The organism is Pedobacter sp. (assembly GCF_031119335.1).
Lineage (GTDB): Bacteria > Bacteroidota > Bacteroidia > Sphingobacteriales > Sphingobacteriaceae > Pedobacter.
In genome coordinates this window covers 43,688-69,435 of the sequence record NZ_JAVHXT010000008.1, presented here as the reverse complement: position 1 = coordinate 69,435, position 25,748 = coordinate 43,688, and the positions used below count along the sequence as shown (strand labels likewise).

15 protein-coding genes are annotated in these 25,748 nt (G+C 37.9%); 1 reads left to right on the top strand and 14 read right to left on the bottom strand.

Features of this window, described 5'->3' with window-relative positions:
- Positions 1–876 precede the first annotated feature (876 nt).
- The 14 genes from REI64_RS10415 to REI64_RS10350 all read right to left on the bottom strand — a co-directional run bounded on the left by REI64_RS10415 (position 877) and on the right by REI64_RS10350 (position 24,411).
- Positions 877–1,524, bottom strand: coding sequence for a DUF4375 domain-containing protein (locus REI64_RS10415; protein ID WP_308850057.1), 648 nt, complete (start codon positions 1,522–1,524; stop codon positions 877–879).
- A gap of 173 nt (positions 1,525–1,697) precedes the next feature.
- Complete coding sequence (locus tag REI64_RS10410) at positions 1,698–2,018, bottom strand: hypothetical protein (protein WP_308850056.1); 321 nt, start codon at positions 2,016–2,018, stop codon at positions 1,698–1,700.
- A 390-nt stretch (positions 2,019–2,408) separates the two neighbouring features.
- Positions 2,409–2,876, bottom strand: a complete 468-nt coding sequence (locus REI64_RS10405) for a DUF1569 domain-containing protein (RefSeq protein ID WP_308850055.1) — start codon at positions 2,874–2,876, stop codon at positions 2,409–2,411.
- A 49-nt stretch (positions 2,877–2,925) separates the two neighbouring features.
- Positions 2,926–3,702 (bottom strand): prolyl oligopeptidase family serine peptidase, encoded by a 777-nt coding sequence (locus tag REI64_RS10400; RefSeq protein ID WP_308850054.1) that lies wholly within the window; start codon positions 3,700–3,702, stop codon positions 2,926–2,928.
- A 175-nt stretch (positions 3,703–3,877) separates the two neighbouring features.
- Positions 3,878–6,169, bottom strand: coding sequence for a beta-glucosidase BglX (bglX, locus tag REI64_RS10395; protein WP_308850053.1), 2,292 nt, complete (start codon positions 6,167–6,169; stop codon positions 3,878–3,880).
- 6 nt (positions 6,170–6,175) lie between these two features.
- Positions 6,176–7,501 carry a glucoamylase family protein gene (locus tag REI64_RS10390; RefSeq protein WP_308850052.1) on the bottom strand — a complete coding sequence of 442 codons (1,326 nt, stop codon included), beginning with the start codon at positions 7,499–7,501 and terminating at the stop codon, positions 6,176–6,178.
- A gap of 191 nt (positions 7,502–7,692) precedes the next feature.
- Positions 7,693–9,324 carry a glucoamylase family protein gene (locus REI64_RS10385; protein WP_308850051.1) on the bottom strand — a complete coding sequence of 544 codons (1,632 nt, stop codon included), beginning with the start codon at positions 9,322–9,324 and terminating at the stop codon, positions 7,693–7,695.
- 108 nt (positions 9,325–9,432) lie between these two features.
- Positions 9,433–10,359: a LamG-like jellyroll fold domain-containing protein gene (locus tag REI64_RS10380; RefSeq protein ID WP_308850050.1), complete on the bottom strand. Its 927-nt coding sequence runs from the start codon at positions 10,357–10,359 to the stop codon at positions 9,433–9,435.
- A 19-nt stretch (positions 10,360–10,378) separates the two neighbouring features.
- Positions 10,379–11,926, bottom strand: coding sequence for a RagB/SusD family nutrient uptake outer membrane protein (locus tag REI64_RS10375; RefSeq protein ID WP_308850049.1), 1,548 nt, complete (start codon positions 11,924–11,926; stop codon positions 10,379–10,381).
- Positions 11,927–11,945: 19 nt separating this feature from the next.
- Positions 11,946–14,966, bottom strand: coding sequence for a TonB-dependent receptor (locus REI64_RS10370; RefSeq protein ID WP_308850048.1), 3,021 nt, complete (start codon positions 14,964–14,966; stop codon positions 11,946–11,948).
- Between the two features lie 257 nt (positions 14,967–15,223).
- Positions 15,224–18,112, bottom strand: a complete 2,889-nt coding sequence (locus REI64_RS10365) for a triple tyrosine motif-containing protein (protein WP_308850047.1) — start codon at positions 18,110–18,112, stop codon at positions 15,224–15,226.
- Between the two features lie 194 nt (positions 18,113–18,306).
- Positions 18,307–19,242, bottom strand: a complete 936-nt coding sequence (locus REI64_RS10360; RefSeq protein ID WP_308850144.1) for a rhodanese-related sulfurtransferase — start codon at positions 19,240–19,242, stop codon at positions 18,307–18,309.
- A 171-nt stretch (positions 19,243–19,413) separates the two neighbouring features.
- On the bottom strand, positions 19,414–21,870 hold the full coding sequence (locus REI64_RS10355; protein ID WP_308850046.1) for a DUF5686 and carboxypeptidase regulatory-like domain-containing protein: 2,457 nt from the start codon (positions 21,868–21,870) through the stop codon (positions 19,414–19,416).
- A gap of 87 nt (positions 21,871–21,957) precedes the next feature.
- Complete coding sequence (locus tag REI64_RS10350) at positions 21,958–24,411, bottom strand: DUF5686 and carboxypeptidase regulatory-like domain-containing protein (RefSeq protein WP_308850045.1); 2,454 nt, start codon at positions 24,409–24,411, stop codon at positions 21,958–21,960.
- A gap of 108 nt (positions 24,412–24,519) precedes the next feature.
- Here REI64_RS10350 and kbl point away from each other — a divergent pair, with 108 nt between their 5' ends.
- Positions 24,520–25,710: a glycine C-acetyltransferase gene (gene kbl / locus REI64_RS10345; RefSeq protein WP_308850044.1), complete on the top strand. Its 1,191-nt coding sequence runs from the start codon at positions 24,520–24,522 to the stop codon at positions 25,708–25,710.
- The last annotated feature ends 38 nt before the right edge of the window (positions 25,711–25,748 follow it).

Genomic DNA, 25,748 nt, shown 5'->3' with positions numbered 1-25,748 from the left:
CAGTTTTCCTAAATGTAAAAGTATCAAAGTCAAATTCTTTTAACAATGCTAATCCTATTGGAAATGCAAGTATTGCGAAAACTAGATTAAAGCCTATTTTATTTTTCATTCTTAATGTCCTTTTATAATGTCTATTTTTCCTGTGGTTGGTGTTATCACCAATCACTCTTGTTTATGTTACATATGATGGGTTGTTATTGTCTTGGTTGGTGATAACACCAACCAGAAGTTAAAATGATATATTTTCCGTCAATTCTTTTTAGACTTGTTGGTTGTCCACAGTCGGGACAAAATTTTGAATTTATTTCGGTGTTACAGTTTTTACAGTTCATTTAAATTGTCAAATATTTTGTCAGTTATTTTGTTTACGGACGGCTTTTGGCAAAATTGCAACTAACGGGTTGCAGGTTTAAGTTGAGCCTAATTACTTGCACTTACTACCCACAGCACTAAGCTAAATAAATGGCTTCAAATTTTCGTATTCTTGCTTCGCCCGAGGCTTAACTTAAACCTGTTGTTATAGCCAGTTTTATTTTTTCCAGAACTGCCACCAAGGTGTATTAATCTTTAATTTTTCATCTATTTTCCTGTGGTTGGTGTTATCACCAATCACTCTTGTTTATGTTACATATGATGGGTTGTTATTGTCTTGGTTGGTGATAACACCAACCAGAAGTTAAAATGATATATTTTCCGTCAATTCTTTTTAGACTTGTTGGTTGTCCACAGTTGGGACAAAATTTTGAATTTATTTCGGTGTTACAGTTATTGCAGTTCATTTAAATTGTCAAATATTTTGTCAGTTCTTTTGTTTACGGTCGGCTTTTGGCAAAATTGTCAATACGATGTTAGCGGTTCGGGCTTCTGTTTTTCGTGTCATTTGTCTATAAATTCTTTTTTGTTTTTTCGTATGTAGTCAATTTGTATTTGTTGCAAGTTTTCCGTTTTGTAAAGGTCATAAAATTCATCGTCATATTTGTTTAGTGGATTGTCGTCATATGATTTGCTGAAACCTTCTAATGTGCCGTCTTGATGTTGAGTTATTTTGGGATTTTCTTTTTCAAAAGTTTCATTGGCTCTTTTGGTCAAGTCAGCAAACTTATTTGCACCAATAAGTTTTAAAGCGTCTACTAAATGTTTATAAAATTGTCCACTTGAGTTGAAGTAGAATTGATTGTAACCGCCATTATTTACTTCTGCTTCTAACGCCCAAATCATATAAATTGCTTGTCTTGGTTTGTTCCAACTCAACACGGTTTCATATTCCTTTTCGTAGTCAGTTGATTGTTTTTCTGATAGGTTGTCAAAAACCACTTGTAAAAGATTTTCGTCCGAAGTTGTGTCAATAATTTGTTCTGTCAATTCTTTATGAATAGGTCTGTTTTTAAATGCTTCAACTGAATTAGTAATTTGTTCTTCCATTTCTTTGGGCAGTTTATCTTTGTCATTCGTTGTCTGTCCCGAACAGCTGAACAAGTTTAAGATTGTCGCTATAAAACCCATAATGATTAAAGTTCTTTTCATTGTTGTTGTGTTGTTAGTTACCTGACCGCTAACGTTTTGCGGCTTCGCGAAGGGCGGGTTTTCTGGCACTTACTTCACTCGGAGCCGACAAGTTCAAATTTAGCAATTAGTTTCATTCGGAGACGTTCAGCCCGCCTTTTGCCAAACCACTGTTAGCGGTAGGCTTTATCTGTCTAAGTTTTTATCGGCCTGATTTCAAGATGTCTTGGTACACGCCTTCTTAAAATATAGCCACAAATCTTTTTGTCTGGTGTCAGCTGACTATACCTGTTCTTTATATAAGGTCTTCCACCGTCCGCTGGCTCAAATTCTGTTGATAGATATTCTATTTCATCTTTGTCCAACTCTCGTACTGAGCCATCTTCGTCAACGTGTACATATTCAAAACCTGGCTCCTTTTTTCTTAGAGGAATGAACCACAAGAGGTAAAACGTCAGGATTACAATGGCAATAAGAGCAATGAGGATTAGTATTATTGTAATAAATATTTTCATCGATTTACAATCTTGTCAAGCTTACCGCTAACTTATATATATGCGCAATAAAGTAGCGCATATCCCTCCAATTTGGGTAGGCTTTATGCAACTTTAGGTTAAATATCTAAAATTTTCTTGAAATTTCGGTTCGATTAAAATTTGTATTTAGTTGGCAGATATTCTAAATCTCAAAAGCGGCGTATTGAAGATTTTCAGTCCACATTCCTTGTTTCTAGGAATATCCGTTAGGAAGCTATCTATTAGCAAAATGTTGTTAGGAAATTAAGGTTTGAAAAACTGTTATTGCATTTTAAACCCGACTGACAGCGGTACCCAATGTTAATTGGGTTTAGCAAAAGGCGGGGCTGATGTAGGCGAAACGTACAGAAACTTGCTTTTCAAGAAAGACTAGACGCCAAACTGTTTTAAATGGTGGTCGATGTGTTTGTAGAACATATTATTCCATTCGTTGGCACTTAAATGGCCAAATGAAAGTGACTTTTTGCCATCAAATATATAAGAACCAAGCACTTCGGTTTCGCGGATATAGTCGATTAAGCGTTGCTTTTCTGCTTCGAAATTTTTCTCATCGCTAACTAAAAAAGCTGGAGCGGTTTTAGAACTTTTAGGATATGGTTTAGGGCTAACTACCATTTTTTTTACGAAAGTTTTTAAGATAAAGCCCATGAAAAAACCTGGTTTTGGATGTTTGTCGGTATAGACCATTTCGTAAGCCACGCAGCAATGCGCAAACATTTGCGCCGCATTCATTTTGCCCCACAATGGCTGAGAATTAGGGCTTAATTGATTAATTCTATCGATAACACCTTCCGAAACCTCTTTGCTGAAGATGTTGGGTAAGTCCATTTTTTCCATCTTTTTGAGACGCATATTGTGCGTCTTTACTTAAATATAGTTGTCTGTTTTACTTTTTATGCGATAGTAGCCAAGGCAGCAATTCTGGTTCTGCAAAGGCGCTATCCCAACTGTTGTGATTTGCCTTTAAATATAGTGTAAACTTGGCTTCGTTGCCTAATTTTTTTCTTTCTCGGTAAATGCCGTGCGAAAATTGAGGAGTTACCACGTCATCTAAACCGCCATGAAAAATCCAAAGTGGGGTGTGCTTGTATTTCTTTACGTTTTTGACGTTGTCGCCACCGCAAATAGCAAATGCTGCTGCAAAAGTTTTTGGTTTTCTTCTTAGGATTTCGAAGGTGCCCATACCGCCCATAGATAGGCCGCCGACATAAATTCTAGTAGGATCAACAAAGGAATTTTTGAAAAATTGGTCTGTAAATTGAAGTACAAGATCCATCGATTTTGTTGGCTGACCACCTTGTACAAAGGTGAAAAAACGTTTGGTGTTTACTGTATCAATCTCCACATTAGCCCAATAACTGTTTTGGCTACACTGCGGAAAAATAGTGATGACTTCGTTGCTGTTTCTAAAGTTTTCGTTTAAGAAAAGCTTGCCTCCATTTGCTAACTGACGCTCGTTGTCGTTGCCGCTTTCGCCCCGGCCATGTAAGAAAAGTATTATTGGATATTTTTTATTGGTATCGAAATTTTTAGGGTAGAGGATGCGGTATTTCAAGGTATCGCCTTTGGTAACGAAGTTTTCTTTTTTATAGAGTGAAAGGTCTTGCGCAAAGGCTGTTATGCTTAGGGAGAGTAGAAGTAGTAATGCGGCTGTTTTTTTCATAATAATTTAAAGATTGCTTCGTCGTGCCTCTCCGATAGTCGGAGTAAACTCTCGCAATGACGAAAATGAAAAAGACTTACGAAGTTTAACTTTAGCTTAATTTTATTTTTCTTATGGAAAAGTTGAGGGCTTCGCCGTTTAAAAACTTCGTAAGTCTACAATAAATGTGGTTAAATTACTTCACTAATTTAAAATCTACTTCTTTTACATCTCTAGAGTTTGTACCTACAAATGCTTTGAAATCTCCAGCTTCAGATACAAATTTCAACTGACTGTTGTAAAACCTTAGCATATCTTCTGTAATAGAAAAGCTAACCGTTTTGGTTTCGCCAGGTTTTAGGCTGATTTTCTGGAAACCTTTCAGTTCTTTTACTGGTCTGGTGCTTGTACCCACCAAATCGCGGATGTAAAGTTGTACCACTTCTTCTCCAGCAACTGAACCACTATTGGTTACGGTTATAGTTACCGTTATTTTTTGCCCAGGTTTTAAGGTGTTATTGCTGATTTTAACATCGCCATAGTTGAAAGTGGTGTAACTTAAACCAAAACCAAAAGGATAAAGTGGGTCATTAGATACATCTAAATAGTTAGACCAAAATCTGCTGTACCAAGGTCTATCGCCAAGCGGGCGGCCAGTATTTTTATGTGCATAATACAACGGAATTTGCCCAACGTTTTGCGGGAAAGTCATGGTGATTTTACCTGAAGGATTAACATCTCCAAACAACACATCGCCAATGGCTTTTGCTGCTTCTACGCCACCAAACCAAACATTAAGAATTGCCGGAACGTTTGCTTGCTCCCAAGTTAAAGTCATAGGGCGACCAGCAAATAGCACTAAAACTACAGGTTTGCCGGTCTTTAATAAAGCTTCTAACAACTTTTTCTGTGTATCTGGAATGCCAATATCTGTACGGCTCGAAGCTTCTCCACTCATTTCTGAACCTTCACCTAAAGCAGCCACCACTACATCGGCTTTCTCAGCAATTTTTACTGCTTCTGCTATGATTTCACTTTCAGGTCGGTTATCGCGAGGAATATCTCTACCATGAGCGGTTCCCCAAATTTGTTGGTTAGGGTCGCCAATTAAGTTAGAGCCCAAAGCGTGTACGATTTTTACTTTGTCGCCAGCAACCTCAGTTAAACCTTGCAGTAGGGTAGGCACTTTTGACATATCAGCATTTACGCTCCAAGTACCTGGCATATTGCTCGCAGTATTTGCCAAAGGGCCGATTAAAGCGATAGTACCTTTTCTTTGCAATGGTAAAGTTTGCTTTTCGTTCTTTAATAGCACGAACGTTTTGGTAGCGGTTTCGCGAGCAAATTTTAAATTTTCTGGGGTTAAAATTTCTTTAGCAGCTCTTTCGTCGTTGCAATATTTGAAAGGATCATCAAACAAGCCTAACTTGTATTTTGCCTCTAAGATTAATCGACAAGCGGTGTTGATTTGAGTGATGGTGACTTTACCCTCTTTTAAATTGTCTTTTAGGGTAGTCAAAAATCCTTCACTTACCATATCCATATCGGTTCCAGCTTTTAAGGCCAAGCCAGATACCGTTTTTAAATCGCCTAAACCATGTGCAATTAGCTCGCTAACCCCGGTATAATCTGATGCCACAAAGCCTTTAAAGCCCCATTCTTTACGTAGTAAATCGGTTAATAGCCATTTGTTAGCTGTAGCCGGAACACCGTTTATATCGTTAAAAGAAACCATCACACTACCTGCACCAGCATCAATAGCTGCTTTATAGGGAGGTAAATATTCGTTGTACATTCTGTCGAAGCTCATATCGGTAGTGTTGTAATCTCTACCAGCTTCAGATGCACCATATAAAGCCAAATGCTTTACGCAAGCCATCATCGTATTCACTGCTTTTAAATCATCGCCTTGGTAGCCTTTAACCATCGCTCTTGCAATTGCCGAACCCAAAAAAGGGTCTTCGCCACTACCTTCTGCAACACGTCCCCAACGTGGGTCGCGGGCTAAATCTACCATGGGCGAGAAAGTCCAGTTTAAACCATCGGCGGTTGCTTCAATTGCAGCAACTCTAGCCGTTTTTTCTATTAATGACATATCCCAGCTCGCAGCCAAGGCTAATGGAATAGGGAAAGTAGTTTTGTAACCATGTATCACATCTTGACCAAAAATCATCGGTATTTTTAATCTGCTGCGCATCGCAATTTCTTGTGCCTTACGGATTTTTTGTGGCGTAGTTAAACTGAAGATACCACCAACGTTGCCTTTAGCTATTTTAGCTTCCACACCAGTACTTACTGCTGCTCCAGTAGTGGCTTCACCCCCGGTAACCAAATTTAATTGGCCAATCTTTTCATCAACCGTCATTTTAGACATTAGGTTGCTGATGAAAGCATCCATTTTCTGTTTTTCGGTAGGTGCTGCTTTCTTCTGTTGTGCAAAAGTTGGCAAAGTTAGTGCAAGGGCAAATGCTACGAAAATTCTCTTCATGTATATCTATTTTGAGTAGGTAAAACCTAGTTTTGTTAATCCTTGTTGTATTTCTGGAGCGCTCATAAACAGTTTCCAAAGTAATCCAGTACGACCGTTTTCTATCATCACTACAATTGGACCTTGATCTATACCTAAATATCTTTTCGGATACCAATTGGCAGTTTCGCTGTAAGCATCGTAAAAACCAAATTCGCCCCAAACTTTGTCCTTCATGTTTTCATAAAGATGTCTGATCATTTGCATACTTTCTTTTGGCGTGTAAGGATATGAAGATAATGCTGCGGTTGGACTGATGACCCCAAAATCTTCGTTAGGCATATGAGCTGCATAGCCTTTTACCGAATAACTTGCCGTCATTCCCCAAGAATTTTTGCCATAACCTTTAAAGCCTTTTGGATTGGCAATAGCGTAATCGTAGTTAATTAGGGTGTGATTTCTGTTCTCTTGCCAATAATCGGCGTATTTATCTTTTAAGCCTTTAGGGTTTAAACCTAAATACGAATAGTGCGCCCAAAAAAGTGGACCAACACTTTCGCCAACTACGTTGTGTTTCAATTTAATTGGATGCCCGTACATTGAAATGTCGGTGTTCATAGCTCCATTTTTTGCCCAACCTTGGTGGTAAACTTCTGCTGGAACACCGTGAGTAGGTGAGCAGGCTGCCATCACATAAGTGATTAAACATTCGTTGTAACCAGTAATGGCGAAGTTCATTTTCCAAGCAGATTTTGGCGACCAGTGCCAATACAAAACGTTTTTGTTATTCTGTCTGTAGAAATCCCACTCAATGCCTTTCCAAAGTTCATCGGCCTTTTTTGCTAATGTTTTTTCATCGGCATTGCCATTTTGATAGTATTGACGTAATGTTACTAATGCTTGTGCCAAGAAAGAAGTTTCTACTATATCGCCTGCATCGTCATCTTTGCCAAATTCTTTTGCTTTACCAGAGGGATGCATCCAATGTGCCCAAGCGCCATGAAATCTATCGGCCTTTTCCAAAAAATCTAACCCTTTTTTAAGATGTGCATAACCTTGTTCTCTAGTGATGAACTTACGCTCAATAGCCACAATGGTTCCCATAATACCGAAACCACTTGCGCCAGTGGCGATGATATCTTTATCGTGTTTTCCGTAAATGTTGTCGCTATGATAGCGCTCTCTAGCTAAGCCAGAAGTTGGTTCTGCACCTTCGTAAAAGTACTTGTAAGTTTGACGTTGAACTTCGGTTAAAAGTTCATCATCAGATAGTTTTTGTGTTTTATTGGTGGTTTTACTGACCGAGCAGCTTCCTAAAAGGGCGAGAAAAGGGATTAACAATTTAAGTTTCATTTGTGTGTATTTATGTTTTCAGTTGTCAAATGGAGCCTCAGGATTAATAGCGTTTTTTTGTTTTGATTGCAATCCTTTCGGGTTCATTTGTGTGTTGTGTTTATGTTTTCTTTGTCAAATGGAGCCTCAGGATTAATAGGGTTTTCGGTTTGATTGTAATCCTTTTGGGTTCATTTGTGTGTTTTATATGTTTAAAGGTTTGGACTAGAGAAACCTAACTTCCCCATCCCTGATTTAATTTCTGGAGCACTCATCAATAAGTTCCAAAGTAATTTGCTTCTATGGTTTTCTATCATGATAATGATTGGACCTTGGTCTATCGCTAAGTGCGAAGTAGCAAACCAAGGGTCATTTAGATTGAAGGCATCTACGAAACCATATTCTTTCCAAATTTTGTCTCCTAACTTATAATAGAAGAATTTAAGTGCTGCCATAGATTGTGTTGGTGTGTATGGAAATGAAGCTAAAGCCGCAGTTGGTGCAATTACACCCCTGTCGTTGGTTGGCGAACTAGCCGTATATCCCCCCGGTATATCGCTTGCTGTTAAGCCCCAACAGTCTGCGCTGTAACCGTTATGTTTCGCAGGATTAGCTACGCAATAATTATAGTTAATCATGGCGTGTGCTTTATTTTGAGTTTCGTAATTGGCATAGGCATCCATTAATCCATTAGGGTTGATACCTAGAAACGAGTAGTGCGATAGGAATAATGGTCCACCGCTGGGGCTTCCTAATGGTAATTGAACACCATAGTAGGTATTTCCGTTTTTCATCGCTCCATTTCTTGCCCAACCTTCATCGTACACTGCTTTTGAAATAGTATGGGTAGGAGAGGATGCCGCTAAAATGTAAGTTATTAAACATTCATTCCAGCCCTGTATTTTTAAATTGATATCCCAATTAAATGTTGGGCTCCAATGCCAAGTTAATGAGTTTGTTCCGTTTTGGTACCAGCTCCATTCTACTTGGTTATATAGTGTAGTGATGTCGTTTCTTAAGTTGGTTTCTACTGTACTAGCACCATCAAAATACTGACGGGCAGTAAGCAAGCCAGCCATTAGCAGAGAAGTTTCTACTAAATCGCCGCCATTGTCTTTTGCGCTAAATGCGATTGCCTTTCCAGTGTTGCCGTCTATCCAATGGGAATAAGCGCCGTGAAAGCGGTCGGCAGTTTTTAGGAAGTTGACGATTTTTTGCACTCTTTCTAATGCATCAGCCCTGCTGATAAAATTACGATGACTGCCTATTACCAATGCCATTATGCCAAATCCCGAACCGCCAGAGGTAACTGTGTTGCCAGAAGTATTTCTTTCTCTAGCCATGCCACTTGCAGGATGACCGAAATCCCAGAAATATTTAAATGTTTGTTTTTGAACTAGTGTGAGTAGTTCTTCATCGCTTATGCGAGGAAATTTGTCGGTGTCATCTAACCCAGATATTAATGTAATGTCTACTGGATTGATTAATCTGCCTCCTTTAGAAGACTTTAGCTGCTCGTTAACCGATAGGGTGTGTGTACTAAAAGAAGCTAAATTGTTTTGTGGAATTACGTTTACGATTTTATTGTCGTTTTCGTAAGAGATAGTTAATGTAACGATGTTTCCGTTGGCATCTTTTAGTGTAATGCCGTTTGCTACTGTAGCGGTATTAATCGCTTCTGTAAAGCTAAATTTAATTATAGGTTTACCTATTATATTGGTGTATTTTAAAGTCCCGTTGTTTGCTCCGTTTATGGTGAATGATAAAGAGGTATCTGCATTTATGGTACTTTCGGTATTGTTTTTTTTACAGGCAATAATTGTAATACTGATTATAAAAACCATAGAAGAAATTATAAAAGGAAATCTACTTATAAAATTCATCGCCAACCGATTATTGAGTATAAAAAGGCACGACCGAAATAAAGAGTCGTGCCTTAAAACTATTTAATGCTATTTACCTGCTTTGCCTAAGTTAAATATGGCTTTGATATGTGCATCTGTTAATGCTATGTTCCATATTTTGAACTCGTCTATTCTTCCAGTCATAGCAGCAAAGTTTGCATCAGCGTTTACTGCTTTTCCTGGTACTATGTTGTAATTTCCACCAAAAATTACCTCACTTGGTTCGAACGAGTTAAAAGTTGAATTTCCAACCCCTCTGCTTGAAAATGCACCTACTTTTACACCATCTGCCCAAATGTTGAAGAAGCCAGTAGTTGTTTCGTAAGTTAACAATAAATGTGTCCATTTTGTAGCCCCAATTTGAGGTGTAAGGTATGGCACGTAATTAGGCATTCCTGGGCTGTCGCGAAGTGTGTTTATGTTATCTTGCATACCGCCATTTACACCAGTAAACGTTGGATTGATTTTTAGCTCGTTTGTGTTGGTAGCTGGAAAAGAGTTGGTATTTAAAATGAAATTGATATTTCCATTGAAAACGCCCGGTCTTGCCAATTGGAAAACCATTGTTCTTTTAGAGCCATTATTTAAAATCTGCACCCATGTACTAATGGTGAAGCTTTTGAAATTAGCAGTTTTAAATGCATCGAACTGTTTGGCAAAGTATAAAAAGCCAGAATTTAGGCTAAGTGCTTTACCTTTTAGACCTGCATCAACAAATGTATTTCCTGCAACGGTTGTAGGGGCAGTTCCACTGATTTTTTCATTTAAATCTCCATCAAAACTCCAGTAAGCTACAAGGTTTTTTGAAGCTACTTCATCCGAGCTTTTGTATCCATCAACTGTGCCTTCGTAATCTTTAGCATTCACATCTGGCAGGTTATTTGGATTATCGCCTTTTTTACACGCTGCAACTGCAACAGTTAAAAGCGCCAAAGCGAAAACTCGTTTTAAATGATATATTGTTATAAGTTTCATAATATTATCAATTTAACTATTAATAAACAGGGTTTTGGGTGAGTTTAAATGGTTCCTTACTCAAGTCAATTTGTTCTAACGGTATAGGTAACACGTTGTCACGCCCGGCCACAAAATTAGGCCTTCCAGCCGCTGGTAATACAGTGCCAGACACACCCCATCTAACTAAATCAAAGAAACGATCATATTCCATTGCCAACTCTATGCGGCGTTCGTGTCTAATTGCGTCCCTTAATAAGTTTTGATCTGTTGTAGTAACATCAGGTAAAGTTCCAGCAACAGCACCTATTCTCGCCCTTGCTCTTACACTGTTCAGCGCATTTACAGCAGCAGTGGTATTAGCTGTGCCACCAAGTTCATTAGCTGCTTCAGCATACATCAAAACCACGTCTGCATATCTAAGCAAGCGGATGTTCATCCACCAGCCACCTCTATGGTTATATTTTGCTCTGTACGCTGGACTGCTATATACCTTGTGGTTATAAATAGGGTTTGTCCAGTCGGTGCCTGTGTTTTCTCCGTAAACCGTTTTATAGGTTGTAGAGGCCGAACTTCTATAAAGTAATGTGCGAGCTTTTCTTGGGTCGTTTGCTTCATAAGCAGCTTCGAGATAAGAGTTTGGTACATTAAAACCGTATCCTAAATTCCAATCGCCACCAGCTCTAACTCCTTGCCACCTAATAATTTCAACACCATTATCGGTTGGTATAGCAGCAGAAGCTGTAGCTTGTACCTCAAAAACAGACTCCTTGCTGTTTTCTCCAGCTTCACCGAAAATATTGGCGTAACTAGTACTTAGATCATATTGTCCAGAAGTCATTACTAAGTTTGCTGTAGACATTGCTGCTCCCCACTTTTGCTGTGTAAGGTACACTTTAGCAAGCATCCCATTAGCAGCTCCTTTAGTAAGACGTCCAACAAATTTCTTATCCCAAGAGATGGGTAAGTTTGCAGCGGCAAATTGTAAATCAGATTCGATAAATGGATATAATTGCGTTGGACCAACTTGTGCAGTGAATGGCTGGCTTGCGGGTAGCACCTTGTCGATTAGCGGTACACGCCCAAAGAATCTCACTAAGTTGAAGTATGCGTATCCACGTAAGAATTTTGCTTCTGCTTCAGCAAGTGTTTTCTGCTCTTGGGTTGCTACTATGGCAGTATTGTTTGCAATTTGCTCTAATGCAATGTTACATTTTGTGATTAAAGAAAAATGTCCCTTCCATAACTCATTTGCGGCACCGTTATTTGGCGCTACTGGGAAAAGATCCATTGTACTAGCATCTACACCACCATCGGTGGCGCTGCTACCTTTATCTGCGTCATCACTACGTACGCTAGTTGCAAATAGAAATCCACGAGCATGCAAATTATAAGACCTTAAATCATTATAAGCTCCAAATAAATACTCGTCATAAGGACCAGAATTACCTGGGTATGGATAATTGTCCGTATTATACTGCCCTTGTTTAGTGGTGTCTAGAAACTTTTTGCACCCAAGAGTAGACAATATTGCCAATGCTAAAAATAGATAGGCAATCTTTGTTTCAATTTTATAATTAGTTTTCATTTTTCCAGAATATTTGATACTAGAATGTAAGATTTAAACCAAAAGAATATATAGATGGAACTGGGTAAACGCCATTGTCTGCACCACTCGCTAGAATATCACTTAATTGTGCTTCAGGACTGTAACCACTAACTTTACTCCACGTTTTTATATTCTGCCCGCTAGCATATACTCTCAATTTTTGAACGCCAGCTTTCGCTAACAAGCTTTTAGGGAAAGTGTAACCAACTTGTATATTTCTAAGTCTGAAATAGCTTCCATCCTCTAAGAAATATGAGCTAAAAAGCAAATTGTTAGCTCTTGGAACGATGATAGGCTCGACATTGCTTGACCCTGGCCCCGTCCACGCATTTAATCTATTCGAAGGATAATTCAGTTGAGCAAAGTTGGCAGTTTTCCACTGTGTGTATATTTTGTTTCCAGCAACTCCTTGTCCGTCTACACTAAAGTCGAAACCCTTATATCCTAAAGAGATACTTAGGCCGTAACTGTATGGAGGGAAGGGGGTGCCAAGGTATGTTCTATCTGCGGTAGTAATCACACCGTCTCCGTTGATATCTTCGTAAGCAATATCTCCAGGTAGTGAAGTTAACATTCGAGGCATTCTGTCTAAATCAGCAGTACTTTGGTATACTCCCACCTGTCTAAATCCGTAAAAGTAGCCGATAGATCTACCTGTTTCAGTTAAGTTGGCGCCGCCGTTCCCTACTAACTGGAAGTTTGATGCGTTACCAATAGAAACTACGTTGTTTTTAACGTATGAAAAGTTTCCAGCAATATTATAGGTTAGCTCGCTTCCAATTTTGTCGTTCCAGCCTAGAGCTACCTCAGTACCTTTATTAGTTACTTTGCCTAAGTTAGTATAATAAGGTCTACTTGGATCATCTGGTAAGAAAACCCTAGTGAAAAGATCAGTGGTTTGTTTATCATAGTAGTTTACTTCTGCACTTAATCTATTGTTCAAAGCCCTAACATCTACACCAACGTCAAACCCCTGTATAACTTCCCAATGTAAGTTAGGGTCTGGTCTAAATGCGTAGGCAATTGATGGATAGGTAAATTCGCCAAACACAGCAGAAGAGCTTGTATTTAATGTTTGTTGATATACATTGTTCGGTATTGCATTAGAGTTACCAAGTCTTCCCCAGGCAGTTCTTAATTTTAAAAAGTCGATGCCTTTAACGTCTTTGAAGAAGTTTTCTTCGCTAATAATCCAACCTAAACCAACACTGCCGAAGGTTCCCCATCTATTTTGAGGCGCAAACTTAGAACTTCCATCTCTTCTTACTGTAGCATTTAGTAAATATTTGCTTTTGTATGAATAACTTACACGTCCAAAAAAACCAACATTAGATTCTAAATCCCCTGTTCCAGAGTTTGTGGTAATGTTATCTTGACTAATTACATTTAGGTACCATAAATCTGGATTATTTGGAACAGCTAGGGTAGAGTCGGTTCTAGAGCCAATTAAGTTAGTGTTAGACTGATTAATTGTAGTAAAACCAGCTACAGCATTAATTTTATGGTCTTCCTTTATGGTTTTGTTGAAAGTTACCGTATGGTCTTGTTGGAACATCCTTCTTTCAAATGCTTCTTGTCTTACGGTAGTTCTAGCTGTCTGATCAACGAAAGTTCGGGTAGCATTGCTACCTTCTCCTAGATATACAATTGGGTAAGGTAACGGCGTATATGCTCTAATACTATTGAAGCGTAAATCTGCATAAACCGTAGATCTCCAAGTAAAATCTTTCAAAAATTTAACTTCTCCAAATAAGCTACCTGTAGCTCTATAACCTCTGTTAATTGAAGTATTTCTAGTTCTGTCTATGGTGTATGCCGGGTTGCCTACTGAAGTTTGTTGAAAGGATGGCATTGCATTATATAAACCATTAGCGCTTCTAACATCAACTATAGGTGCAGACCAAACTCCAGCATTTAAGCCTACACTGCTAGGATTGTTTCTATAATGATAGCCAGTGATGTCTCCTCCAATCTTGATGGCGTCGTTTAGTTTCGTCTCTTGGCTTAAACGAGCTATAAATTTTTTGAAATTACCATACTTAATTAGTCCATCTTGATCATTGTATCCAACATTTAACAATGTGGTACTTTTTTCTCCAGTATTAGAAATGCTTAAAGAGTTTGTGTTAATAAAAGCATCTCTTAATATCTCTTTTTGCCAATTGGTATTACCAGTATAATTTGTGTAATCGAAAGGTGTTGCTCCTGTGGCTGCCAACGTAGCAGAGAATAACTTTTTAAAACCCTCGGCATCCGTAACATCTATAAGTTTTTCTACCTTTTGAAAGCCAACTGTACTGGTGAAATTGATAGTACTCTTGCCTTTTGCAGCACGTTTAGTAGTAATAGCAATTACTCCGTTTGCACCACGTAAACCATAAATGGCAGTAGAAGAGGCATCCTTTAACACGTCAATTGTTTCAATATCAGCTGGATTTAAATAGTCAATGTTATCTTGGAAAACTCCATCTACAACGTAAAGTGGATTTGCATTGTTTGTACTGGCTATACCTCTAATTCTTACCGTACCACCAGAGCCTGGTGCTCCGGAAGTTGATATTGTTAAGCCTGGTACTTTTCCCTGTAAAGCATTCATCGGATTGGTAACTGTCATTTTTTCAATCTCTTCGCCTTTTACACTAGCAATTGAACCAGTTAAATCCTTTTTTTGTTGTGTACCATAACCCACTACAACAACTTGCTGCAAATCATTAGTTGCTGTCTGAAGAGTGATGTTTATTAATGTCCTATTATTGATAGCAACTTCTTGATTATTGAAACCAATAAATGAAAACGTTAAGGTGCTATTTGAAGGGGCGCTAATAGTATATGCGCCATTTGCATCTGTTTGTACTCCATTATTTGTGCCTTTAACTACTACACTCACCCCAGGAATTGGCAAGTTCTGATCATCATTTACCACACCCTTAACTGTAACGTTTTGGGCATAGGCAACGTCTGATAGTAAAAGCAATAAAAAACAGGCAATAACAGAGAGTTCTGTAAAGATTTTTTTCATACCGTTGTTTTAATATTTGATTATTGAATACACGAATGTTGAACTTTTGTTTGAAAAGAACAACTGAATTTACTTGCACATTACTACATCACTTAAACAAATGTAGCTATCTCAGTAGCTTAATAAATTTGTGTTTTTGTGTGTAAAAACGCAATATTTACTCTTTTAACTAAGAAAATGATACTACTACAAAAATGGTATAGTAGTTTTAGTTGTGGTGCTGGCTTTTGCTCTAATGAGAGGTAATGATGTAGTAGTTAAATCTCGATTAAAAACTCTGTAAGGTTTTTGTCGTGCGGTACTGCGAGCTTTTTACGCAAACGATACCGACGAATTTCTACACCTCTAACAGAGATATTTAAAAGCGAAGCCATTTCTTTGCTGCTCATATTCATCCGCAAATAAGCACATAGTTTTAGATCATTTGGAACAAGATCCGGATGGTTGGCTTTTAGCTTTTTGAAGAAACTTTCGTGTGCCTCGTTGAAACTGTTTTCAAATAAATTCCAATCCCGTTCGTCGTTCATCCCATCATCAATAATTTTCTGGATTTTGCGCAACTGGTCTTCTTGTGGTTTTTGATTGTCTTTCAGTTTATTCAGTTCCTGACTAATTTTTTGAAGTAATTCGTTCTTATAAACCAAACTCATTGCAGAATTAGCAAGCTCTCTGCTTTTGCCTGCCAGTTCGGTTTGCAGTTTTTCTGTCTGTAGTTTGCTGATTTGCTTTTCTGTAGCTTCAGCTTCTTTTTTTAAGTACTCCTCTTGCTCTTGTTGAAGCTTGTCGGCAATTTTCTGCTGATCTCTTTTCAGTTTAGCTTCGTATACCTTCTTTCCAACAGCCAATCCTACAATTATAACAACGAAGTAAAATGCCCAAGCCCAATTGCTTGCATACCACGGCGATAGTATTACAATTTGCAGATTGCTAACTTCGCTCACCGTTTTTTCGTCAATTTTAGCTCTAACTTTAAAGGTATAATGGCCACTGCTAAGATTGGTGAAATCTTTTTGGGTTGCCGTATTCCATTCAGACCATTGCTTAGAATATCCTTCGAGGAAATATTGGAACTGAATTTTTGCTAATCGATAATAGGGCAGGGCAAAGGAAATCCGGATACTGTTTCTCGAATAAGGTATCTCTATTTCACTCTCACTATCGCCGCTCTCGGTAATAGAACTGTATTTGTCTGTAATGTCATCAATTTTGCCAATAAGTACTTGCGGTAGTTTAGTGGAAGATTTAATAGTACCAGCTAATGCATTATTATAAATTGCAAAACCATCATCAACACTAATTAGATAAAGGTTCTCGCTAATTTGGCTGATGTTTTCATAGTACTGTACCATTCGCCCATCCAAAATGTTAAATCTGTTAGAGTCGATACTGATTTTGCCTGGCTGACTGAAATTTGCCAAGCTCATTCTGCCATCGTTAATGAACCAGTATCTTTTATTAGCAGCTTTAATGATTTTGTTTGATGAGCTGAAGTTGCCCAGATTTTTATTCAGCACTTCATACTTGCTAAAACGGTTGCTGATATCATCGTAAACGTAGAAGCCAGAATCCGATGAAAAAACAACGCGATTATCTAGGTTAAAAGCGTTGATGTTAAAGCTGCTTGGCAATCCATTCTTTTCATCATAGTATTGAATGTTGGTCGCCTTTTTTAAATCAGCGCTTATGGTGATGCGATACAGCCCTTTGTATGCATGGCTTACCCAAATATTTCCTTTATAATCTTGCTCTACATAACGTGATGGCTCTCCAAAACCTTCCACTCTATGGTTAAAATTCCAGCCACCTTGGCCATTCTTTACATAAATGCCTAAGCCAGTGTAGGTGCCCTGGATAAGGTAATTTGGGTTGGATGGAAGCTTTTTTAAAGTCCAGCCACCATTAATATTTGAGATTTTTTGGATCTGATCGCCAACTACCGAAAACGTTCCATCGTTGTGTCCGCAAATGAGTTGATTATCTATTTTCGTTAAATCCCAAACCTGCCCTTGTGAATTTGGAATGAGCTTAAAATCGAAATTACTTGCAGCGTTATTGCTCCAGTTTCCAGAAAATAGGCCTTGATTGGTACCCAAGTAGATTTTATTGCCAAAGATTAGGCTAGAATATACTGTCCCGAATTTTCCACTTTTATCAAAATAAAATGATAGTGGAGAATTAAGCTCGATACGATCTATGCCATTATCTAAACCAGCCCAAAGATTGTTTTCATTATCGTTGTAAACACTAAGCACCGTATTGTTTTGCAATCCGCTAGTTTTATTGATGGTTTGGATTACATTTCCATTTTCATCTATGATTACTAGACCATTTAAGATGGTTCCAAAAGTGTAATACTTGCCGAGTACTTTTGCTCCATTATTAAGTTGGAAAGTCTTTAAATACCAATTAGCCTCATTGTTAAATGGAGCGAAATTGCTTCCATCGAAAGTGAAAAGCCCATTTTTGCTTGTGCCAATTAACAACTGGTTGTTTTTAAATGGTAGAATGGATAAAATTCCAGTTCTACCTAAAATCTCACTTCCCGCAAGTTTGATTAGCTGATTTCCTTTTAGTTCAAAAAGTCCGTGATCTAGTACTTCGGCGAAAAGTCTGTTATCCACTTTGTGCAAAAACAATAAATTATTGAGTGGTTTTACAACAGAAACTTTCTTGTTTTCGTAAATGAAAATATGCGAAAAGGTTTGGAAATAAATCTTCTTTCCTAATACATAAATCTTCCAAACTTCCCCCGTAAGCTTAGCTGATTTAGGGAGGAGCTGAGTTAATGAATTGTAACGCAGTTTTTTATCTCGATAAGCCCAATAGCCAAATTCACCAAAGCCGCCAGTGTAGATTAGTCCATCATCTGCAATGGCTACCGAACGTACAATTTGTTTGTTAGGCAGTTCGTGTTTGCTCCAATATTTTCCGTTAAAACTTAATAGACCAGCAGAATTTCCGAAATACATTATTCCTTTTTTGTCTTTGGCGATAGACCAGTTCTGGTTTCCGGCTGCGTACAAAGATTTATGAAAATTTTGCACGTAGGGCACGCCAATACGCGGTATATCATTAGCGTTTGAACTGCTAACGGTAATGGAAAGAGTCGTTAATAGAAGGATAAAATGTAGAAGGTTAATTCTCATTTACAAACTTGTATTATTCTGGAATGATTGCAAAATAGAAAAATAAATGGATAGTTGTACCCACTTTGATCTATGCGTCATTTCGAACGCAGAGAGAAGAAAGAAAGCGAAGCTAAATCTCACAACAAACCTTGTCTAAAAACAGATTTCTCCTCGTACCTAGTCGAAATGACGAATGGTTAGATAATAATATCCTAATGCTTTGTTACCAACGGTTGCGGAACCTTCACATAGTAACCGGTACCATCATAAGTGCGTTTACGAGGGTGCGTAGTACATTCTACGGAACAACAACCTTGCAGTGCTTCGCCACAAGCATCGCATTGAGTAAAGTGCTCATTACACTCTGGATTAGCGCAATTAATCATTTTAGCAGTTGTAGTACCGCAGTTTAGGCATTTACTTGCAACAGTAGGGTTTACGGAATTTACGTCGACAGCAATTCGATTGTCAAAAACGTAGCATTTACCTTCAAAATCCTTACCGCCAGCTTCCTTGCCATATTTAATGATGCCACCGTGTAATTGATAAACATCGTTAAAGCCATGATGCAACAATAGAGCAGATGCTTTTTCGCATTTGATGCCACCCGTGCAATAAGTCAATACTTTTTTGTCTTTGTATTGTGCTAGCGCTTCAATTTGCTCTGGGAAATCTCTAAAGTTCTCGATATCTAGAGTGATGGCATTTTTAAACTTTCCTAAATTATGCTCATAATTAGATCTAACATCTAATACAATTACATCTTCCTGATCAAGCATTTCTCTAAACTCTAAAGGTTCTAAATGTTTGCCAGTTTGTTTATTTGGGTCGATGATAGTTGTATCACGTAAGCCAGAATGTACAATTTCTGCTTTGTAGCGGCAGTGCATTTTAATAAACGAAGGTTCTTCCACTTCATCAATTTTGAACTCTGTTTTGGCGAAGCGTTCATCAGCATGGATGTGCTCCATATAGGCTTTACAAGCTTCAACGGTTCCAGAAACAGTTCCGTTCAAGCCTTCGTCGGCAACGATGATACGGCCAACTAAACCTAAAGATTTACAGAATTTTAAATGATCGGCAGCAAATTGTTCTGCATCTGCTATTGGCGAATAGCAGTAATAAAGTAGAGTATTGTATGTCATAATATATTGATACCGCTGCAAACGGCGTTTAATGCTGCAAAGATAAAGCTAATTTGTGGTTTGGCAAGATGATTTTCGTCATTATTAAACACATAGAAACATAGGTTTTATTAAGGATAAAATAACGTTAGTAATGAACGTGCTTTTCTATGTGTCTATGTGGTTTAAAGAAAATTACAGATTAAACCCGTAAGAAAACTTAAAGCCTTTTTTGATCAAAACATCTCTATCATACGCATAACCGTAGTGAATGCGGAAATTCAATCGTTTTACACCAAAATAAAACTCGTTATAATTTCTTTTTTCTGGAGATGAAAGGTAAGCACTACCAATAATTTCCTCTAGTTTCAATTTTTTAATTAAAGGAATTCTACTTAAAAAGAAGGAGCCGAAGTTATGTTGAAAATGCGCCTCGAAATATTGCCTTGTGGTGTTGAATATATAGAAATCAAGGAACTGGAAGTTTCTTTCATCTGGATCAAAAACAATAGACTGATTCGCCCTAAAATGCTTCCAATCTGGATAGTTTAAGCTTTTTGAGGTTAGGAATTTACCTGCACCAACTAAAATAGATGATTTTCCCAACATCCCTAGATGCAATTTTTTCTGGTAGATTTCTAAGGAAATAAAATCATAATCTACACTGGAGCCAAAAACACCTTTTAAACCACGTTTGTAGTTAAATTCTATTCTAGGGTAATCACTTTCGATGTAAAAACGACCATCGGGCCGAGTGATATATTTTTGCGCAACAGTATAAGCCAAAGTGCCGCTGAGTACTAAAGCTTTGTGCTTTGGAAATAGTAAGCTTCGTTCATCGTCGGGTTTAAATGGATCGTTTGATGTGAAATTGTCATTCCAGAAATGGGTGAGGTTGCTATTGGTAAGTGCATTTCTACGGGCATAGTCGGCGCTAATTTTGAGCTCGAAGCTAGGCGCAAATTCCCTCGAAGCTTCTACATTAAAAAATCTTCGCTCGTAAAACTTGGCTACATTTTTACCAAAAACCAAGGTGTTAATAGTGTTTTGCAATAAATTAGTTTGCTGGTGCGAATTAAGATTGGCAACTTCAGAGCCAAAACCTAGCGCAATGGTTCCGTTTCTGGTAGGATCAAAAAGGTATTTTGACTTGATATTGGCATTGAAATGGTTATTGGCAAACCCGTAGCGGGCTTCGGGCTTTACGGTGTAATACTTGCCATCGTCGAAACCTTGGCGCCAGGTAACTGCATATTTTAAGCCAAGTCCTTCCACTGTGTTGTAAAAAACACTTGTTGCTACTGGATCAAAGGTAACACTCTTCTTATTGTAGCTCCGGTAATGGATGTAAGGCGTTACCAATACCTGTACAGGGTTAAATCGGTTTTTAACCTGATCAACCGAATCTAGATATTGCTGAGAAGCTTTTAGTGCAGTAACGCTGTCCTTTCTTCTGTAGTTTTCACGTTCTTCTGTAGTTAAAGGAACAGATCTGTTCTTTTCCCAGTAAAAAGGATCCTTCTTGTTAGATGATCGTTCGACCTTCAAAATTTCGTTAGTAAAAAAGTTCTTGTTAAAACGTGGTTGTATATCGTAGTTTTTGTACACACCCATTACGTATCCAGAAACTTTGAAACCTAGTAATTTACCTACAATATTAAATTGGATAGATTTCGGTACGTACACATTTCCTACCTCCACTAATTGCTGACTAACCTTTAGCGTGTCAATCAATTCTATGCCATTATCTTTAGTCACAAACAAATCCACCGCATTAATTCGCCACAAATCATTAACAATATAAATTACGCCAGAAAATGCAGGTAAATTTTTCCGTTTAGGCAATACTTGTATTTTACTGATGGTTTTTCCATTTTCGGTACTGGTGCCCATCATTTTATACTTGTAATAAGTAAAGGCGTTGTCTGCAATAGGCGAAATAAAACCACGTACACAAAGTTTGTCTTCAAATAAGATGTTGTTATAGAAATTTACACTCAAATCTGAAGCTTTGTTAAAACTAAATCCATTATCATCTCCAGCAATCTTAGAGGAAATCATCACTTCTTTAATTTTATCACGCTGCTTGAAATCAAGTTTCGATTCTGTTTCGGAAAGGTAGATCACACCTTGTCGGTTACTGTCTAAATCCAGTATGGTCGCCACATCACGTCCGAAGAACCTTTTCGGTGCGTTCAGTAATTTTTGCATGGCCTTGGTGTAAACTTCGCAAGAAAAGGCATCTATTTCGTTAAGGTAAATTTTCCTCTTGGCAATTACCTTTTTGATGATTTCGTTGGCCCTATTTTCGTTCGGAGATTTAATAACGACATCATTCAGCGTAAATATTTTAGAAGACAATACAATATCCAACTTCGTATTCTCCGTCATCGTTACCGTTATTTTTCTGTCTTCGTAGCCAACCGCGGTAATCAGCAATTCAGTTTTTCCGGCAGGTAAAGTAAGTTTATATTGCCCGTCTATATTGGAAGAAGTGCCCTGTGTAGTTGCATTTACATATACGGATGCAAATGGAACGCTTGTGCCCTTGGGTTCGGTAATTTTGCCCGTTAGCACGTACTGTTGACCCAATGCTGTAAAAGCGCTACTGCAAAGCAATATCAGTAAACAACATCGGAGGTAGCACGCCATTAAAAATAGTTAGGTTTAATTAATAACGTTAAAATAGCAAAAAGCTTGTAACTTTAGCATGATGCCCGGTGTTTCTGAGAGTTAATTTTAAAAACTGTAGGCAATTCTGAAACCTTCATCAACTTTTCTGTTTCCATCATAAGCAAAACCATAGCTAATGCCGAAAGCCAAACGCTGTACGCCAAAATAAAACTCAGTGTAGTCTCGCTTTTGTGGTTGCGTTAGGTAATTCACGCCAATAACCTCTTCTAGTTTTAATTTTCTTAATATCGGTACTTTGTTGAGGATGAAACCAGCAAAATTATGCTCTAAATGCGCCTCTAAGTAATGTTCGTTGGCACTGTATCTGTAGAAATCTAAAAACCTAAATTTTCGAAGGTTCGGCGGGAAAAGTAAAGCTCTATTGGCACTAAAATGTTTAAATTCTGGATAAAATAGCTTATTGTTATTGAGGAACTTACCAGCACCAATAACAAACGAAGTATAGCCAAATAAACCTAAACCAATTCGCTCTTGGTAAGCTTCAAAAGTTACTAGATCGTAATCTGTATCGCTACCAAAAATTCCATTAATTGCTTTCTTATATCTTAAACTTAAACGTGGATATTTAGCTTCGGTATAGATTTTGGCATCTGGCCTAGTGATATATTTCTGGCCTATGGTGTAGATTAAACCAGCAGTAATTGATGTAGATTGGTAGGTTTGGAAAAACGGAGAATCATCTGCCGGATTTAGTGGGTTGTTTGATGTAAAAGCCCGATCATCGTAATCTCTAAACTTATAGAGTGTACTGTTGGTTAATGCACGATTTTTGGAGTAATCTACAGATAGCGAAGCCTGCAAACCTGTGGCCAGCTCTCTCTGTGTATTTATATTTACATAATCTCGTTTGTAAAATTTAGGGAAGTTTCTCTCAAAAAGCAAGGTGTTAATTGAGTTAGATAGCAAACCCATTGTTCCGTAATTATTTAGGTCGGCTATTTCGCTACCAAAGCCAAACCCAACACCAGCACGTTTGGTTGCATCATAATAATAATAGGTATTCAAGTTTGCAGTAAATGTTTTATTCTTAAAACCGTAACGCACCTGCGGACGAATAGTTAGATATTTATTGTCTTCAAACCTTTTACGATAAGAAACGCCGTATTTGATGGCAAAACCCTCAACCGTGTTGTAAAAAACAGATTGCAATAAAGGGTCAAAAGTGTAAGTTCGTTTATGGTACCTGTCGTTATGTGTATAGCTGGTCAACAGCATTTTGCCCAATGTGAAGTTGTTATTAGCTTTTTCTACAGAGTCTAAATATTGCTTACTTTGCATTCGCAGGGCGATACTATCCTTTTTAATGTAGTCCCTGCGTTCTTCTTCTGTTAGGGGAATAGGTCTGTTGTTTGCCCAATAGGCAGAGTCTTTCTTGTTCACTGCCTTGGTAATCTTCAAAATTTCTGGTGTAAAGTAACCTTTTTCAAATTTAGGGTTGATGTTGTAATTGCTATAAAAGCTGATGAAATAACCTTCGAACTTAAAGCCAAAAACATCGCCATTAAATTGGAATTTTAGGTTTCCTGGCATGTAATATTTATCGACCTTGATAAAATGCTGGGCAATATTTAACGTATCTATCAAATTGATGCCAGCATCTTTTGTTAAATTAACGTCGGTGCCCATCAAACGCCAAGTGTTTTCGGCAATGTAAATCACGCCCCTAAAAACCGGATCATTTTTTCTTTTAGGGATAACCTCAATTTTATTAACCGTTAAGCCATTTTCTTCTGTTCTACCTAGTAATTTATAGTTATAGTAAAAAAGTGCATTGTCGGCAATTGGCGATACAAAGCTTCTAGAACTTAAGCCAGTATTGGCTAACAATAGGTTTTCATAGAAGTTGATCCTCATATCAGAAGCCTTGTTGAAGCTGAAGGCATTGTTTCTGCCCGAAATTTTAGAGGAAATCATTTCTTCCTTAATTCTGTCGGGTTTCATGTAAGAAAACTTCGATTGCGACTCGGAAAGGTAGAGGATGCCATTTCTATTCGTATCGAGATTTAATGTTTTTTGGATATCTCTGCCGAAGAATTTTTTTGGTGCACCTACCAGTTTTTGCATTCCTTTGATATAAACATCGCTATTGTAAGCAAAAATTTCCTCTAAATATGCTTTCCTATTTTTGATGGCATTTCTAACGATTTTGTAGGCAGGATCTTCACCACCAGCGGTAATGGTTACACTGTTTAATGTGTACTGTTCTTGTTGCAAGGTCTTATTTAGTGTAACGTTGTCAAAAACATCAACGGTGTGACTAGCAGTTTTAAAACCAACCACCGTATAAGTTAATGTTACCAAACCTCTTTCTACCTTAATATTGTAAACACCATCTACGTTGGCAGACACGCCTTTGGTAGTTCCTTTGATAAAAACAGATACAAATGGAATGGGATTTCCATCGCTGTCGGTAACTTTTCCTCTAACCTCAAATTGTTGTGCTAATGCAAAAAGAGACGATGTCAGAAGACATAAGAGCAAGAGATAGTTTTTCTTCATTGGTTTAAATATAGGGCAAATTGCCTTACATAAACATATTTCTGTTGTTAAAGTTTGTTAAGTGGTAAAATACTATCTTTGTTACTCATTCTATCAAATAATTAAACCATGTACAAAACCCTACAACCCGTTCTACAAAAAGAGCTAGCAGAAATTGAGCAAGCTGGTCTATACAAACGAGAAAGAATTATTACTACCCCACAAGGTGCAGATATTAAGGTGAGCACCGGAGATGAGGTGATTAACTTTTGTGCGAATAACTATTTAGGTTTATCATCGCATCCAAAAGTAATTGAAGCAGCTAAAAAGGCAATTGATCATTATGGTTATGGTATGTCTTCGGTGCGTTTTATTTGTGGTACACAAGATATCCATAAAGAATTGGAAGCAAAAATTTCACAGTTTTTAGGAACAGAAGATACGATTTTGTACGCAGCTGCTTTTGATGCCAACGGTGGTGTTTTTGAACCTTTGTTAGGTGCAGAAGACGCAATTATTTCTGATGAATTGAACCACGCCTCTATTATTGACGGCGTTCGTTTGTGTAAGGCACAGCGTTTCCGCTATAAAAATTGCGATATGGAAGATTTGGAAAAGCAACTGATTGCAGCAAAAGATTGTCGCCATAGAATGATTGTAACGGATGGTGCTTTTTCGATGGATGGTTCTGTAGCACCTTTAGATAAAATCTGCGATTTAGCAGATAAATACGAAGCTTTGGTGATGATTGACGAATCGCATTGTTCTGGTTTTATTGGTAAAACGGGAAGAGGAACTCACGAACATTTCGATGTGATGGGGCGTATTGATATCATTACGGGTACTTTGGGCAAGGCTTTAGGAGGCGCATCTGGCGGATTTACCTCTGGTCGTAAAGAAATTGTAGATATGTTGCGTCAACGTTCGCGACCGTATTTATTCTCTAATACATTGGCACCATCTATTGCTGGTGCTTCTGTTGCGGTATTGGATATGTTGAGCGAAACTACCGAGCTGCGTGACAAATTAGAGTATAACACTAAATACTTCCGTGAGAAAATGACCGAAGCAGGTTTTGATATCAAGCCTGGTTTTCATCCAATTGTTCCAGTGATGTTATACGATGCAAAGGTAGCGCAAGAATTTGCAGCTAAAATGTTAGAAGAAGGAATTTATGTGATTGGGTTTTTCTATCCAGTAGTGGCGCAAGGCAAAGCTCGCATTAGGGTACAGCTTTCTGCCGCTCACGAACAGCATCATTTAGATAAAGCTATTGCAGCATTTACCAAAGTAGGTAAGGAGCTGGAAGTGATTAAGTAATTTAAAGTTGGCTGAGGTTTCGAAATCTCAGCCTTTTT